The sequence below is a fragment of the Curtobacterium sp. VKM Ac-2887 genome (assembly GCF_015350935.1).
In the GTDB taxonomy this organism is placed as follows: Bacteria; Actinomycetota; Actinomycetes; order Actinomycetales; family Microbacteriaceae; genus Curtobacterium.
Map to the genome: position 1 here is coordinate 255,787 of NZ_JADKSB010000001.1, position 13,424 is coordinate 269,210.

At 70.8% G+C, this 13,424-nt stretch carries 16 protein-coding genes; 4 read left to right on the forward strand and 12 right to left on the reverse strand.

Annotation, left to right across the window (positions count from 1 at the left end; genetic code table 11):
- Window positions 1–7: 7 nt before the first annotated feature.
- Genes ITJ69_RS01230 through folE form a run of 3 tightly spaced genes read right to left on the reverse strand, consistent with a single transcriptional unit; the run spans window position 8 to window position 2,315 of the window.
- Window positions 8–790, reverse strand: coding sequence for a pyrimidine reductase family protein (locus ITJ69_RS01230; RefSeq protein WP_194671754.1), 783 nt, complete (start codon window positions 788–790; stop codon window positions 8–10).
- Window positions 787–1,725 carry a dihydropteroate synthase gene (gene folP / locus ITJ69_RS01235; RefSeq protein ID WP_194671755.1) on the reverse strand — a complete coding sequence of 313 codons (939 nt, stop codon included), beginning with the start codon at window positions 1,723–1,725 and terminating at the stop codon, window positions 787–789. Before folP ends, ITJ69_RS01230 begins: the two co-directional genes overlap by 4 nt.
- Entirely contained in the window at window positions 1,722–2,315 is a 594-nt protein-coding gene (folE, locus tag ITJ69_RS01240) for a GTP cyclohydrolase I (RefSeq protein WP_194671927.1), read from the reverse strand. Before folE ends, folP begins: the two co-directional genes overlap by 4 nt.
- 176 nt (window positions 2,316–2,491) lie before the next feature.
- Between folE and ITJ69_RS01245 the strand changes: the two genes are divergently transcribed.
- Window positions 2,492–3,964, forward strand: coding sequence for an NCS2 family permease (locus ITJ69_RS01245; protein ID WP_123293062.1), 1,473 nt, complete (start codon window positions 2,492–2,494; stop codon window positions 3,962–3,964).
- Between the two features lie 149 nt (window positions 3,965–4,113).
- On the opposite strand, the gene ITJ69_RS01250 is transcribed toward ITJ69_RS01245, so the two are convergent.
- The 3 genes from ITJ69_RS01250 to ITJ69_RS01260 form a co-directional block, all read right to left on the reverse strand.
- A complete protein-coding gene (locus ITJ69_RS01250; RefSeq protein ID WP_123937000.1) occupies window positions 4,114–4,566 on the reverse strand; it encodes a hypothetical protein in 453 nt (150 codons plus the stop codon).
- Window positions 4,567–4,605: 39 nt separating this feature from the next.
- Window positions 4,606–4,809 (reverse strand): hypothetical protein, encoded by a 204-nt coding sequence (locus tag ITJ69_RS20240; RefSeq protein ID WP_228504467.1) that lies wholly within the window; start codon window positions 4,807–4,809, stop codon window positions 4,606–4,608.
- A gap of 145 nt (window positions 4,810–4,954) precedes the next feature.
- A complete protein-coding gene (locus tag ITJ69_RS01260) occupies window positions 4,955–5,419 on the reverse strand; it encodes a prevent-host-death protein (RefSeq protein ID WP_131920992.1) in 465 nt (154 codons plus the stop codon).
- Between the two features lie 100 nt (window positions 5,420–5,519).
- On the opposite strand from ITJ69_RS01260, the gene ITJ69_RS01265 reads away from it, so the two are divergent.
- Entirely contained in the window at window positions 5,520–5,783 is a 264-nt protein-coding gene (locus ITJ69_RS01265) for a hypothetical protein (RefSeq protein WP_111083527.1), read from the forward strand.
- A gap of 19 nt (window positions 5,784–5,802) precedes the next feature.
- Here ITJ69_RS01265 and ITJ69_RS01270 read toward each other — a convergent pair whose 3' ends face one another.
- Window positions 5,803–7,077: an MFS transporter gene (locus ITJ69_RS01270; protein ID WP_194671756.1), complete on the reverse strand. Its 1,275-nt coding sequence runs from the start codon at window positions 7,075–7,077 to the stop codon at window positions 5,803–5,805.
- Window positions 7,074–7,646 carry an ArsR/SmtB family transcription factor gene (locus ITJ69_RS01275; protein ID WP_123293057.1) on the reverse strand — a complete coding sequence of 191 codons (573 nt, stop codon included), beginning with the start codon at window positions 7,644–7,646 and terminating at the stop codon, window positions 7,074–7,076. Before ITJ69_RS01275 ends, ITJ69_RS01270 begins: the two co-directional genes overlap by 4 nt.
- Window positions 7,647–7,736: 90 nt before the next feature.
- On the opposite strand from ITJ69_RS01275, the gene ITJ69_RS01280 reads away from it, so the two are divergent.
- On the forward strand, window positions 7,737–8,252 hold the full coding sequence (locus ITJ69_RS01280) for a DUF1697 domain-containing protein (protein WP_194671757.1): 516 nt from the start codon (window positions 7,737–7,739) through the stop codon (window positions 8,250–8,252).
- A complete protein-coding gene (locus tag ITJ69_RS01285) occupies window positions 8,249–8,635 on the forward strand; it encodes a VOC family protein (RefSeq protein ID WP_194671758.1) in 387 nt (128 codons plus the stop codon). The genes ITJ69_RS01280 and ITJ69_RS01285 overlap by 4 nt, the downstream gene beginning before the upstream one ends.
- 40 nt (window positions 8,636–8,675) lie before the next feature.
- Here ITJ69_RS01285 and ITJ69_RS01290 read toward each other — a convergent pair whose 3' ends face one another.
- The 4 genes from ITJ69_RS01290 to ITJ69_RS01305 form a co-directional block, all read right to left on the reverse strand.
- Entirely contained in the window at window positions 8,676–11,186 is a 2,511-nt protein-coding gene (locus ITJ69_RS01290; RefSeq protein WP_123293055.1) for a glycoside hydrolase family 65 protein, read from the reverse strand.
- A gap of 76 nt (window positions 11,187–11,262) precedes the next feature.
- Entirely contained in the window at window positions 11,263–12,030 is a 768-nt protein-coding gene (locus tag ITJ69_RS01295) for an HAD family hydrolase (protein ID WP_194671759.1), read from the reverse strand.
- 85 nt (window positions 12,031–12,115) lie between these two features.
- The gene (locus tag ITJ69_RS01300) at window positions 12,116–12,856 is read right to left on the reverse strand and encodes an alpha/beta hydrolase (protein WP_123339425.1); all 741 of its coding nucleotides are present in this window, start codon (window positions 12,854–12,856) and stop codon (window positions 12,116–12,118) included.
- Complete coding sequence (locus tag ITJ69_RS01305) at window positions 12,853–13,347, reverse strand: GNAT family N-acetyltransferase (protein ID WP_194671760.1); 495 nt, start codon at window positions 13,345–13,347, stop codon at window positions 12,853–12,855. The genes ITJ69_RS01300 and ITJ69_RS01305 overlap by 4 nt, the downstream gene beginning before the upstream one ends.
- Window positions 13,348–13,424: the final 77 nt, after the last annotated feature.

The following is a 13,424-nucleotide window of genomic DNA, read 5'->3' on the forward strand; positions in this document are numbered from 1 at the left end:
CCCGACCCTAGCCGACGCGGTCGACCGGCACCGAGACTCGGGCGGACGGCTCCGCCCGGACGTACCGGGTCAGCAGCACGTCACCCGCACCGCGGAGCACGTGCGCGGGCCGCATCCGTCGCAGCTCCGGGGAACTGCCGCGGGCGATCCGGGGCCCGGCGCCGCCCTCGAGCGACGGGTCGATCGTCAGGGTCAGCTCGTCGACGGCGTCCGCGGCGATGAGCGACCCGAGGAACGACGGGCCACCCTCGCAGTGGATCGTGCCGAGCCCCCGCGCCACCAGTGCGTCGCGGACGAGCGACACGTCGACCGAGTCGGGGTCGGTGTCGGTGCTGCAGGGCACGACGTCGGCGACGGACGACAGCGCGACCCCGACGTCCGACGCCGCCGCGGAGGTCAGGACGACGGGCCGGACCGGGGCCTCGGTGAACACCCGGGATCCGGCGTCCAGCGACAGTGACCGCGACATGATCGCGAACACCGGGTGGTCGGGCAGGCCGTGCGCCCGGCGCCAGGCCACGTCGGCGTCGTGCAGGACCATCGGCCCGTAGCCCTCGTCACGCACGGTGCCGGCTGCGACGAGCACCACGTCGGCGACCCGGCGGAGCAGGTCGAACACGCGCAGGTCGTCCGGGCCGCCGAGCGACCCCGAGACCCCGGCGGCCGAGGCGGACCCGTCGAGCGTCGCCACGAAGTTCACCCGCAGCCACGGCGCCGAGGCACCCGCTGTGTACAGGTCGATGAGGTCGTCGTCGGACAGGTCCGCGATCGACGGGGGCAGGAGGTTCACGTGTTGTGCCGTGCTTCCACCGGGGTGCGCCAGCCGAGTGTCGCCTCGACCATGCGCATCGCGTCGACGCTCTCGGCGACGTCGTGCATCCGGACGATCCGCGCCCCGAGCATCGCGCTCACGGTCGCGACGGCGAGCGAGCCCGCCAGGCGTTCGCCGCGCGGGCGTCCGAGCGACTCCCCCACGAAGTCCTTGTTCGAAACCGCCGCGAGCACCGGGTAGCCGAGCGCCACGACCTCGGGCAGGCGCCGGGTCACCTCGAGCGTGTGCACGGTGTTCTTGTTGAGGTCGTGGCCCGGGTCGACGATGATCCGCGACTCCGGGATCCCCGCGGCGAGCGCCCGGTCGACGCGCTCCCGCAGGAACCCGACGACGGACGCGGTGACGTCGTCGTACTGCGGCGGCGCTGCGAGGGGCCGTCGGGGTTCGGCGAGCGAGTGCGTGATGACGATCGTCGCCTCGGAGTCCGCGACGACGGCCGCCATCCGGGGATCGGACAGGCCGGTGGTGTCGTTGACCACGCTCGCGCCAGCTGCGATCGCCGCTGCGGCGACCTCGGGGCGGAACGTGTCGACGCTGATGGTGACGTCGGACTCCTGGGCGAGCTGCTCGACGACGGGCACGACGCGGTCGACCTCGTCCGCAGCGGGCAGTTCCGGCCCCGGAGCGAACTTCACGCCGCCGATGTCGACCCAGTCGGCGCCCTGTTCGGCAGCCCGGACGGCGGCGGCGACGGCGCGGTCGAGCTCGAAGGTGGCGCCGCGGTCGTGGAACGAGTCGGGCGTGCGGTTCACGATCGCCATCACGGCGATGCGGTGGTCGAAGTCGAACGTTCTGCGTCCGATCGTACGGACCGGCTGCCGCAGGTCCGGCACGACCCAGCCGGGTGCGGTCGATCCTGCCTGGAGGCCCGTGGCGGCCCCCTCCGACGTCACGAGTCCGCCTCGGGGTCGGGCACACGCCCCGCACCGATGAGCGCGATCGCCTCCGCCCGGCCCGCGGCGTCGGCCAGCGAGCCGTTCGCCGCGACCGTGACGGTCGTCGAGCCGGTCTGGCGCTCCCCACGGGTCGTCACGCACTGGTGCTGCGCGTCGAGGACCACGAGGACCCCCTCGGCACCGAGCCCCTCGGCGATCGTGGCGGCGACCTGCTCGCCCAGCCGTTCCTGCAGCTGCGGACGCGAGGCCACGGCGTCGAGCACACGCGCGAGGGTGCCGAGCCCGATCAGGCGATCACCCGGCGCGTAGGCCAGGTGCGCGACCCCGAGGAACGGCAGCAGGTGGTGCTCGCAGACGGACCGGAACTTCACGTCGCGGACGATGACGAGTCGGCCGCGTTCACCGTCCTCGGCGTGCACCGTGCCGTCGCGGGCGATGGCCACGGCATCCGTGCCGATGCCGGCGAAGAACTCGGCGTACGAGTCGGCGACCCGAGCGGGTGTGCGTTCGAGTTCGGGGCGGTCGGGATCCTCGCCGATGCCGAGCAGGAGTTCGCGCACCGCGGCCTCGACGCGGGCACGGTCCATGCGTGACGTCACCGGTCCATCCAACACCAGCCATGGCCGGAGAACGCGAGCCGGCGCACGGCGTGACGTCCCCCGATCACGCGGGTCGGGCCTCCCGGTCGGACATCGGCGCACCCTGCGCGCCCTGTGAGGATCCTGTGACATGCCGGAAACCCAGCAGGCTTTAAACTTGCTCGGTGAGCGCCACGAAGACCGACACCCCACCCCGGAACCGCTTCGCGACCGGCCTCGATCGATACTTCTCCATCACGAAGCGCGGATCCACGATCCCGCGCGAGGTGCGAGGCGGACTCGTCTCGTTCGTGACGATGGCGTACATCGTCATCCTCAACCCGCTGATCCTCGGTGGGTTCAGCGCCGACCAGGCCGCCAAGGACGTCTCCGGCGGCTGGCTCGAGAACGCGCAGGTCGCCGCCGCGACCGGCCTCGTCGCCGGCCTGATGACCATCGCCATGGGCGTCATCGCGAACCTGCCGTTCGGCATCGCCGCGGGCCTCGGGATCAACTCGTTCCTGGCCGTCAGCGTCGTGCAGCAGGTCACCTGGGCCGAGGCGATGGGACTCGTCGTCATCAACGGCGTGATCATCGTGGTCCTGGCGTTGACGGGGATCCGGACGATGATCTTCACCGCCGTCCCGGCGCAGCTGAAGGCAGCGATCACCGTCGGCATCGGCCTGTTCATCGCCTTCATCGGCCTCGTCGACTCGGGCTTCGTGCGCTCGTCCGGGCTCGCGTCGCCGCCCCTGCAGCTCGGTGAGGACGGCTCCGTCGGCGCCCTGCCGACCATCGTGTTCCTGATCGGCCTCGTCATCATCGGCACGCTCATGGCCCGCAAGGTCAAGGGCGCGCTGCTCATCGGGATCGTCGCGACGACGATCATCGCGATCATCCTGCAGGCGATCTTCCAGGTGCCGACCTCGGTCGACTCGAAGACCGGCTGGAACCTCAACGCCCCCGGCCTGCCGAGTGCGCTCTTCGCGTTCCCCGACCTGTCGCTCGTCGGCCACGCTGACCTGTTCGGTGCATTCAGCCGCATCGGGCCGTTGGCCGCGTCGATGCTCGTCTTCACCCTCGTGTTCACGAACTTCTTCGACGCGATGGGCACCATGACCGGCCTGGCGAAGGCCGCCGGCGTCGCGAAGCCCGACGGCACGTTCCCCCGCCTGAAGTCGGCGCTCGTCGTCGAGGGCGTCGGCGCGATCGCCGGCGGTGGCGCCTCGGTGTCGTCGAACACCGTCTTCATCGACTCCGCCGCCGGCATCGGCGAGGGCGCACGCACCGGCATGGCGTCGGTCGTCACCGGCCTGCTGTTCCTGGCGTCGATGTTCCTCACCCCGCTCACGCAGGTCGTCCCGCTCGAGGTCGCCGCCGCCGGACTCGTCGTCGTCGGCGCCCTGATGGTCGCGCAGGTCGCGGACATCTCGTGGACGGACTTCGGCTCGGCCCTGCCCGCGTTCCTGACGATCGTCGTCATGCCGCTGACCTACTCGATCGCGAACGGCATCGGCGTGGGGTTCATCAGCTGGGTCCTCATCAAGCTGCTGTCCGGCCGGGGCCGCGAGGTGTCGTGGCTGCTCTACGTCGTCGCCGCGGGCTTCCTGCTGTACTTCGCACGAGGGCCGCTCGAGGCGCTGCTCGGCGTCGGCTGAGGCCGGGGGGGGGCTGGGCAGGGGCTGGTCTGCAAGAGCGACAGTTCCTGTGGGGCCGTCCGAGGGTGGTCCACGAAAGCGACAGTTGTCCGCGAAACATCCGCGGAGAACTGTCGCTTTCGCGTTCGGGCCGGCCGGGAGGCCCGTGCTCAGTCCGGCAGGTCGCCCGGCGTCGCCTCGTGGTGGCGTCGACCGCCGGACCGCCGGTCCTCCTTCATGCCCGCCTCGAACAGGTGGCGCCGCCCCTGCACGAGCTCGTCCCGCGCAGTGCGCTCCAGCTCCTTCGCCAGGGCGTAGTACCCGTCGTCGTAGTCCTCGACGACCTGGAACGTCCAGCGGCCGGCGATGACGTTGCGACCCACGAGCTCGGTGTCGATGCGGTCGGCGAGTTCGGTGTGGCCGGCCTCCCGGAGCTGCTCGACGGCTTCGCCGAGGTTCAGGTCGGCGGTGCCCGTCAGGCGGTGGAAGCCGTAGAGCAGGCCGCGGGCGTGCTCGATGACCTCGACCGCTGCCGACAGTGTGCCGAGTGCCTCGACCGTGGCGTCGGAGACCCCCGCGGGGGCCTGGTGCTGTGCGTCGGGGCCCTGATCGTCGTTCGTCATGCTCTCCGTCTACACGAGGGCATCCGAGGTCAGGCGCAGTCACTTCGTCTGGTTGGGATGGCGCGTGTGGACGTCTGTGATGCAGACGACTCGATCCGCCTCGTCCACCGTGAACCAGATCCGCGCGCCCCGCTTCAGTTCGAGCTGCCGACGTGTCCATTCGCGACCCGAGTGCCGGACGACGCCGAGCGCACCGCGGAGCGCATGGCAGGCCAGGTCTTCGGACAAGGGGTCGCTGGTCAACCGCTCCCAGGCTGACACGACGGCGTTCCGCTGTGTCGCCAGGACGTCTCGCCAGCCGTGTTCTGCCGAGCGCGTACCCAGGACGACCGTGAACTCCGTCGTCCGTACCGGACGGGGGACACCGGTGCCCCGACTGACCACGGCTTCACGGCGCGTCGAGGACGATCGGGTGCTCGAGGAGTTCGGGTTCGCCGGTGCTCCAGCCCGCCGCGATCGCCTCGGCACTGCTGCGCCACGCCTGCATCTCGACGAGCAAGGCACGCGGCTGCCTGAGCGAGAACGATCCACGAGCCACGTCGACGATCTCACGTGCGAATCGCTGCTGGTCGTCTCGACTCAGGAGCTTGATCCACGGGTAGGGGATGGCGAGTCGATCGTGGAGCGGCAGCCCCTCGTTGACGGTCACTGCAGCGATCAGCTGCGCGGCGATCTCGAGGACCGCGTCGTCGTCGTCCGAGCGTTCCTTCGTGGTGAGCACGAGCGCTTTTCCGTCGCGCCGCGTGACTTCGAGCGGCTCTTCTTCAGCCGCGGCGAACACTTCTCTCGAATGGCGTGAGAGGTCGGACGACTGGACGGCACGACGCGAGCGAGGAGGGGCGGTCAGGGTCATGGATCCAGCGTATTCAGAACGCGTTCTGAATACAACCCGCAGTTGCTCGCCGTCCGATTGCGACCTAGCATTCGAACACACGTTCGAACGAGGAGACCCGATGATGATCACGGAGACGGCCGCCACGGTGTGGTGGTCCGAGGGCGCACCGAGCCGGCTGGTCTGGGGCGGGCGCCGCTGGCGGGTGAGCGACACCCCGACCCGTCTGACCGTGACGCGGGCCGAGCTGCCGACCGCCATCACCCACGCCCCCGAGCGCACGGTCGGCTGGCGTTTCCAGGCCACGGCCGACGACGGGGACACGCTGGTGGTCGACATCGTGCCCGAGGGCAGCGGCTGGGGCGTCGCGCGGACGTGGACGTGAGCGCCGCCCCGGATGCGGACTACGTCGTCACGCGCTCGACCGGCGCCCGCTCCGGAGCCCGTCGTTCCATGAGGCGCCAGGCGCCACCCGTCAGCGGCGCGAGCGTCACGACGGTGTAGAGCACGACGACCGCTCCGAACGTCGCCTGCACACCGACACCCTCGGCCGCGAACCCGGCGAGCAGTCCGCCGAGCGGGATGCCCGCCCAGGACCCGGCTCCGAGCAGCCCGAACACCCGGGCCCGCATGTGTACCGGGATGCGCTCGAGCTCGACCGCACCGAGGATCGGGTTGAGCGCACCGGCGGCGAGGCCCGACAGCGCCGAGGCAGCGAGCATCCACGGCAGCCCGAGGCCGAGCGCCGGCACCAGGAGCGAGGGCCCACCGGCGAGCACGAAGCACACGACGAACGTGATCCGACGGGGGACGCGGTGTGCGACGTACCCGAAGGCCACCGACCCGAGGAACGCCGCACCGCCGAAGGTCCCGGTCACGAAGCCCAGTGCCTGCGCCCCGCCGAGTGCGTCGGCGGCGTAGAGCGGGAGCAACGTCGTCGACCGGGCCGCGTCGAGCAGGTTCGTGATCAGCACGAGGGCGATCACGAGCCGGAAGAACGGGTCGCGGACGCAGAACCGGAAGCCCTCGGCGATGTCCCGCCAGTACCCGTTGGTCGGAGCCGCATCAGCGCTCGCACCCGCTGCGTCGTCGCCCGCTGCGTCGTCGCCCGCTGGCCGGACCAGTACCGCAGCGAGCAGCGCTGCGGTACTGAACGCCACCGCGGTGCAGACGAGGGCGGCCATCGGTCCGGCAGCCGCGACGAGCACCCCGCCGAGCGGCGCGCCGATGAGCACCGAGAGTCGCTGGGACGCCTCGAAGTGACCGACCGCGCGCTCCAGCGGGACGCCGGCCGATCGTGCGAGCCCCGGGAGCAGGACCCGGCGTGCGGACTCCCCGGGCAGGTCGAACAGGCCGCTCACGAACACGAGCGCCAGGAGTGCCCAGAACGGCAGACCCACCGTCCAGGCGAGGATCGGCATCGCCAGGAGGGTCGCACCGCTGACGAGGTCCGACGCCACACTCGAACGGACGAACCCGACCCGCTCGACGAGCGCCCCGCCGAACGGGCCGCCGAGGACGATCGGCACCGTCGCGGCGAAGGCGGCGATCCCGACATCCGTCGCCGAGCCGCCCCGGGCCAGGACGGCGAAGGGCACGGCCACGGTCGTGACGACGTTGCCGGTCCGCGAGACGACCTGGACCGCGAGCAGCGCCCGCAACCGTGCCCGGGCGTTCACGGTCGCCCCATCCGGTAGCTCTGCGTGACGGCGATGACGCGCTCCGACCCGTCACCCGGCGTGTGCGCGTCACTCACGGCCGTCCATCGCTCGACGACGGCACGCAGTTCGGCGCCGAGGCCGGTGAGTTCCTCGGCGGTCAGCCGCAGCACCTCGTCGGAACTGGTCGACGCCGCGACCCACTCACGGCCGAGCACCGGCGCCTGGTCGATGAACCGCCCGTACTCGGCCGCGTACGCATCGGCGACGGTGTGGTCGAGTGCCGTCGTGGCGAGCATCCGTTCCGGGTCGTCGAGCGCATCGGCGAGGTCCCACGACGTGCGGTCCGCAGTCGCACGCCACCACCGCTCCCGCCGGTCCGAACCGAGCTCCGGCGCCGGCTCGATGAAGTCCGCGTCGGCCAGGCGCTTGCAGTGGTAGCTGATCGTGCCGGGTGCCTCGTCGATCTCGTCGCCGAGCATCGCCGCAGTCTGCGGTCCACCGGAACGCAGGAGCCCGACGATCCGCAGTCGGGTCGGGTGGGCGAGGGCACGCATGTGGGCGGCGTCGTCGAGTCTGCGCACGGTCATGCTCTGACGATAGATGCACAAGAACTCTTGCGCAATGCTTCTTGTGTAGTTGATCGGCTGAGACGGCCGCCACCGCGCTACGGTTCCGGCATGGCGAAGTGGATCGCGCTGCTGCGCGGAGTGAACGTCAACGGCATCACGATCAAGAACGCCGAGCTCGCGGAACTGCTCCGTGGAATCGGCTTCGACGACGTCCGCACGGTGCTCGCATCCGGCAACGTGGTGTTCGGGACGGACGCCGACGCGCCGACCCTGAAGGCCACGATCGAGCAGACACTCCGCGACCGCTTCGGCTACGACGCGTGGATCGTGCTCGTCCCGCACGACGACCTCGAACGCATCGTCGAGGGGTTCCCGTTCGACCGGGCCGACGATCGGCACGACTACGTGGTGTTCGGCTCCGACGACGACGCCCTCGATGCGCTGCTCGCCGACCTCACGCTCGACGCCGCCGTGGAGCAGGTCGCCCGGGGTGACGGGGTCGTGTACTGGTCGTGCCCGAAGGGGTCGAGCACGGACACCGCGTTCGCGAAGCGGGCCGGAGCAGCACGCTTCAAGCGGACGACCACGACGCGCAACACGAACACGCTCCGGAAGCTCCTGTGACCCGGGGAGCCCTGCACCACGTCGAGCTCCGCACCGCCCACCTCGACACGGCGAGCAGGGCGTGGGACTGGCTGCTCGGCGAGCTCGGGTACACGCCGTTCCAGGAGTGGCCAGCGGGCCGGACCTGGCGACTCGGTGACGTCTACGTCGTGCTCGAGGCCGCACCGCTCGACGGCGCGCACGACCGCCGACGGCCCGGGCTGAGCCACCTCGCGTTCCACGCCGGCGACGCCGGACAGGTCGAGCAGCTGTGGACGGACGCACCGGCGCACGGCTGGACCCGCCTCTACGAGGACCGGCACCCGTACGCCGGCGGTCCAGACCACCGTGCTGCCTTCCTGGAGGACGCCGAACGCTTCAAGGTCGAGCTCGTCGCGAGCTGACCGGGTCGAGCGGGCCCCTGCCGACAGCCGGCGTGACGCCCTACGCGGTCGTCTCGTCCACGTCGAAGTCGCGCTGGAGCGAGATCGTCGGGATCGACGCCGTGATCACGGAGCCGTCGGCGCGGAGCGTGCCCTGGATGTCGCTCGTGGTCGGTGCGTGCCCGGACATCCGCGGCCCCTGGTGCGGCAACGGCACGACGGTCGGCTCGCCGGCCTCGATGTCCCACTGCTGGTTGTGCACCCAGGCGGTGAAGCCCGAACCCGTCTCGACCGTGAAGGTCATGGCGTCCTGCCCGAGGTCGACCCGGACCCGCGACCCGCGCACGGTCAGACGGTAGGTCAACGAGTCCCAGTGCCGCGGCAGTCGCGGGTTGAACGTCATCCGGCCACCGTGGTCGCGCATGCCGCCGAACCCGTTGACGAGCGCACCCCAGATGCCCCCGGTCGACGCGATGTGCACGCCGTCCGAGGTGTTGCCGTGCAGGTCGGCCAGGTCGACGTAAAGCGCCGTCTGGAAGTACTGGTCGGCGAGGTCGTGGTACCCGACCTCGGCCGCCATGATCGACTGCACGACCGCCGACAGCGTCGAGTCGCCCGTGGTGAGCGCGTCGTAGTAGTCGAAGTCGCGGCGCTTCTCGGCCGCGGTGAACTCGTGCCCCTGCAGGAACAGCGCGAGCACGACATCAGCCTGCTTGAGCACCTGGAACCGGTAGATGACCAGCGGGTGGTAGTGGAGCAGCAGTGGACGCTTGGACTCGGGGGTGTTCTCGAGGTCCCAGAGTTCCTTGTCGAGGAACTGGGCGTCCTGCGGGTGGATGCCACGGTGCGGGTCGAAGGGGATCTCCATCGACTCGGCGGCGTGCTCCCACTCGACGAGCTCGTCGGGGCGCAGACCGGTGCGCCGGACCATCCGGTCGTACTCTTCGACGTCGTCGGCCGCGAGTTCGCGGCACGCGTTCACCGCGAACCACAGGTTCGCCCGCGCCATGACGTTCGTGTAGAGGTTGTCGTCGACGACGGTCGTGTACTCGTCGGGCCCGGTGACGCCGTCGATGTGGAACTTCTTGTCGCCGTTGGAGCGCCAGAAGCCGAGGTCGGCCCACAGCCGGGCGGTCTCGACGAGCACGTCGATCGCCCCGCGCTTCAGGAACTCGGTGTCACCGGACGCCCGCACGTACTGCATCAGGGCATGGGCGATGTCGGCGTCGATGTGGTACTGCGCGGTGCCGGCGGCGTAGTACGCGCTCGACTCCTCGCCGTTGATCGTGCGCCACGGGAACAGGGCACCCCGCTGGTTCAGCTCGCGTGCCCGCGAGCGTGCGGCGTCGAGCATGTTGTAGCGGAACCGCAGCGCGTTCCGGGCGACGATCGGCGCCGTGTACGACAGGAACGGCAGGACGTAGATCTCCATGTCCCAGAAGTAGTGCCCGCCGTAGCCGGAGCCGGTGACGCCCTTGGCGGCGATGCCGTGCCCGTCGGTGCGGGCCGTGGCCTGCGCGAGCATGAACAGGTTCCACCGGACGGCCTGCTGGATCTCCGGCTGCCCGGCGATCTCGACGTCGCTCCGGGCCCAGTAGTCGTCGAGCCAGACGCGCTGCTTCTCGAACGTCTCGTCGATGTTCTCGGCGTGCGCCCGGTCGAGCGTGCGGTCGCAGCGGTCGGCGAGTTCGCGCACCGGGACACCGCGGGAGGTGTGGTACACCACGTGCTTGACGAGTCGGATCGGCTGCCCGGCACGCGCCTGGACGCGGTAGACGTGCTTCGCCAGGTCGTCGTCGATCGACGACGACTCGTCCCAGCTGTTCTCGGTCTCGAGGTGGTGCTCCACACCGACGCAGATCGTCATGCCGGAGCTCGACGCCTGGTACCCGAGCAGGGAACGGGCGCCGGTGCTGCGCTTGAGCTTCGGTTCGAGCACCCGGTCGGTGAAGGCCTCGGCCTTGCGCGGGTCGAAGGCGTTCGCGGCTGCGCGCATCCCCGCGTGGTACTCGTCCTGCACGTCCTGGCGGTTCAGGATCTGGCTGGACAGCAGGATCGAGGCGTCCGCGTCGAGCACGGTGACCTCGTAGTCGATGACGGCGAGGTGCCGATCGGTGAACGACACCAGGCGGCGGGACCGGATCAGCACGCGCTTGCCGGACGGCGTCGACCACTCGGTCTCGCGGAACAGGTAGCCGCCGCGGAACTCGAGGCGCCGCGTGTGGTGGAGGATGTCCGCCTCGGCCAGCACGAGGGGTTCGTCGTCGACGTAGAGCCGGATCACCTTGGCGTCGGGCGCGTTGATGATCGTCTGGCCGGTCTTGGCGAACCCGAAGGCGTCTTCGGCGTGCCGGATCGGCCAGGTCTCGTGGAACCCGTTGATGTACGTGCCGTACTGCACACCGCCGCGGCCCTCGTCGAGGTTGCCGCGCAGGCCGAGGTACCCGTTACCGACGGCGAAGTTCGTCTCGGCGACGCCCTGCTGGTCGGGGGTGTACTCGGTCTCGACGAGTGCCCACTCGTCGATCGGGTACCGGACGCGGTCGAGCGGGTCCGAGGTGATGGGGTTCATGGTGCTCCGTGGGAAGGGAGGGTGGCGTGGGGACGTCGGTTCGACCGGGAGGCGCGGCTCGCCTCCGGCGCGCTGGCTACGTCGTGCTGGTGGTCGCGTGGGGAAGGTCCGCGACCAGGTCGGCGAGGTCCGTCACGACGACGTCGGCGCCGTGTTCACGCAGCGCGTCGGCGCCCGCTCCGCGGTCGACCCCGACGACGAGCCCGAAGGCCCCGTTCCGGCCGGCTTCGACACCACTGGTGGCGTCCTCGACCACGACGCACTCGGCGGCGGTCAGTCCGAAGCGCCCGGCCGCGTCCAGGTAGGTGTCGGGGGCGGGCTTGCCGGCCAGGCCGTCCTGACGGGCGACGAGCCCGTCGACCACGACCGTGAACCGGTCGAGGATGCCGGCGGTCCGCAGCACCGAGACGGCGTTCGCGGAGCTCGAGACGACCGCGACGTGGAAGCCGGCGTCGATCGCGGCGGTGAGGAACCGGAGCGAGCCGGGGTACGGCTCGACGCCGTGTTCGTCCAGCTCGGCGGTGAACTCGGCGTTCTTCCGGTTGCCGAGACCGCACACGGTGTCGTCGTCCGGGCCGTCGTCCGGGGTGCCCTGCGGCAGGTCGATCCCCCGCGACTCGAGGAGCGACCGCACGCCGTCGTACCGCGGCTTGCCGTCGATGTACGCGAAGTAGTCGGCCTGTGTGTACGGCGCGACCCCGTGCGCTTCGAGGTACGGCGTGAAGAGCCGGCTCCAGGCGCGCATGTGCACGTTGGCGGTGGGGGTGAGGACACCGTCCAGGTCGAACAGGAGCGCTCGCGTGTCCGCGAGTCGCGCGGGTGTGCGCCGGGTCGGCGTCGTCATCTGCAGCCCTTCAGGGAACGGGGTTCGTGGACGTTGCTCTCGTCGAGTCTAGGACCGCTCCAGCACGCGTGTTCAGACCGCGCCGTCAGCGCAGGCCAGGGGCCGGCGGCAGGTCGCGCGCCCATTCCTCGATCGCCGAGGAGATCTGCTCGCGGGCGGCCTCGCGGCTGATGGTCGCCGTGCGGTCGCCCGGCTGGTCCCCGTAGGCGCCGAAGTCGGCGTGGTTCGAACCCTGGACCTCGGTCATCGTCGCGGTCGACGGCAACAGGTGCCGGGCCGCGTCGACCTTGTCGGGGGTCGAGAGCCCGTCACGCGAGCCCGAGACGCTCAGCACGTCGATGTACGAGCTGCTGATGTCGTTCGCGCAGTAGCTGCCGAGCAGCAGCAGGCCGTCCGCGTCCTGCGCGAGCTGGCAGGCACGGACCCCGCCCAGCGAGTGCCCGCCGACCGCCCAGGTCGCGACGTCCGGCGCGTGCGCCTCGAAGGTCGAGAGCGGCCGGGTGTCGAAGAACGCGAGGTTGAGCGTCGGCTTCGTGATGACGACCGTCGTGCCGTTCGCGACCACCTGCCGGAAGGTCGCCATGTACGCGTACGGATCGACCTTCGCACCCGGGATGAACACGATGCCCTTGCCGTCGGCCTGCCCCGTGGGCGTCATCACCACGGAGTCACCGGCGTCCTGGACCGACACACGGTCGTCGCGCCAGACCTGCAGCGCAGCGCTCCGGGTGCCCTGCATGACGATGTGCGCCCAGACGAGGAACACCACCACGACCACCAGCAGCACGGCGACGATCCACGCGGTCCACCGCAGTACTCGGTTCATGCGACCACCGTACGACGCATCAGCACCTCGTTCCGACCGTCGGGCAGGGGATCGCCCGGTTCGTCGAGTGCGGTGAACCCGGCGCGTTCGTAGGTGTGCCGGGCGACGGTGTTGTCGGGCATCACGGAGAGTTCGAGCGCCCTGCCACCGGAGGCCGCTGCCCACTCCGCGATCGCCTCGATCAGGGCACGTGCGACGCCTCGGCCCCGGGCTGCGGGGTCGACCCACATCGAGATGAGTTCGGCTGGCGCACCGGCGTCGGTACCCGGGACGCCGCTGGCCATCCCGACGACGTCGCCCTCGGCGGCGACCGCCAGCAGGTCGAGCGCACCGGGGATCGACAGGCGTGTCCGCCAGCGGTGCTCGGGGGCGTCCGCCCAGTCCTGCAGCGTCGAGCCGAACGCGTGCGGGGAGTCGGCGAGCGCTCGCAGCCGGACGGGTCGCCAGACGCGCCAATCGTCCGCGGTCACCCGGCGCAGCTCGATCGTCACGCCTCGACGGTACCGGCGGAGGTCCCTCGGTGAGCAGAAATGGTCGGGTGCGGGATGCGCACTCGACCATTTCTGCT

Coding starts and splice junctions, on each gene's coding strand:
- folE (WP_194671927.1), bottom strand. CDS start 2,315: ATGGACCGTGCCCGCGTCGAGGCCGCGGTGCGCGAACTCCTGCTCGGC.
- ITJ69_RS01250 (WP_123937000.1), bottom strand. CDS start 4,566: ATGACGAACGACGATCAGGGCCCCGACGCACAGCACCAGGCCCCCGCG.
- ITJ69_RS01260 (WP_131920992.1), bottom strand. CDS start 5,419: ATGACCCTGACCGCCCCTCCTCGCTCGCGTCGTGCCGTCCAGTCGTCC.
- ITJ69_RS01265 (WP_111083527.1), top strand. CDS start 5,520: ATGATGATCACGGAGACGGCCGCCACGGTGTGGTGGTCCGAGGGCGCA.
- ITJ69_RS01275 (WP_123293057.1), bottom strand. CDS start 7,646: ATGACCGTGCGCAGACTCGACGACGCCGCCCACATGCGTGCCCTCGCC.
- ITJ69_RS01280 (WP_194671757.1), top strand. CDS start 7,737: ATGGCGAAGTGGATCGCGCTGCTGCGCGGAGTGAACGTCAACGGCATC.
- ITJ69_RS01290 (WP_123293055.1), bottom strand. CDS start 11,186: ATGAACCCCATCACCTCGGACCCGCTCGACCGCGTCCGGTACCCGATC.
- ITJ69_RS01295 (WP_194671759.1), bottom strand. CDS start 12,030: ATGACGACGCCGACCCGGCGCACACCCGCGCGACTCGCGGACACGCGA.
- ITJ69_RS01300 (WP_123339425.1), bottom strand. CDS start 12,856: ATGAACCGAGTACTGCGGTGGACCGCGTGGATCGTCGCCGTGCTGCTG.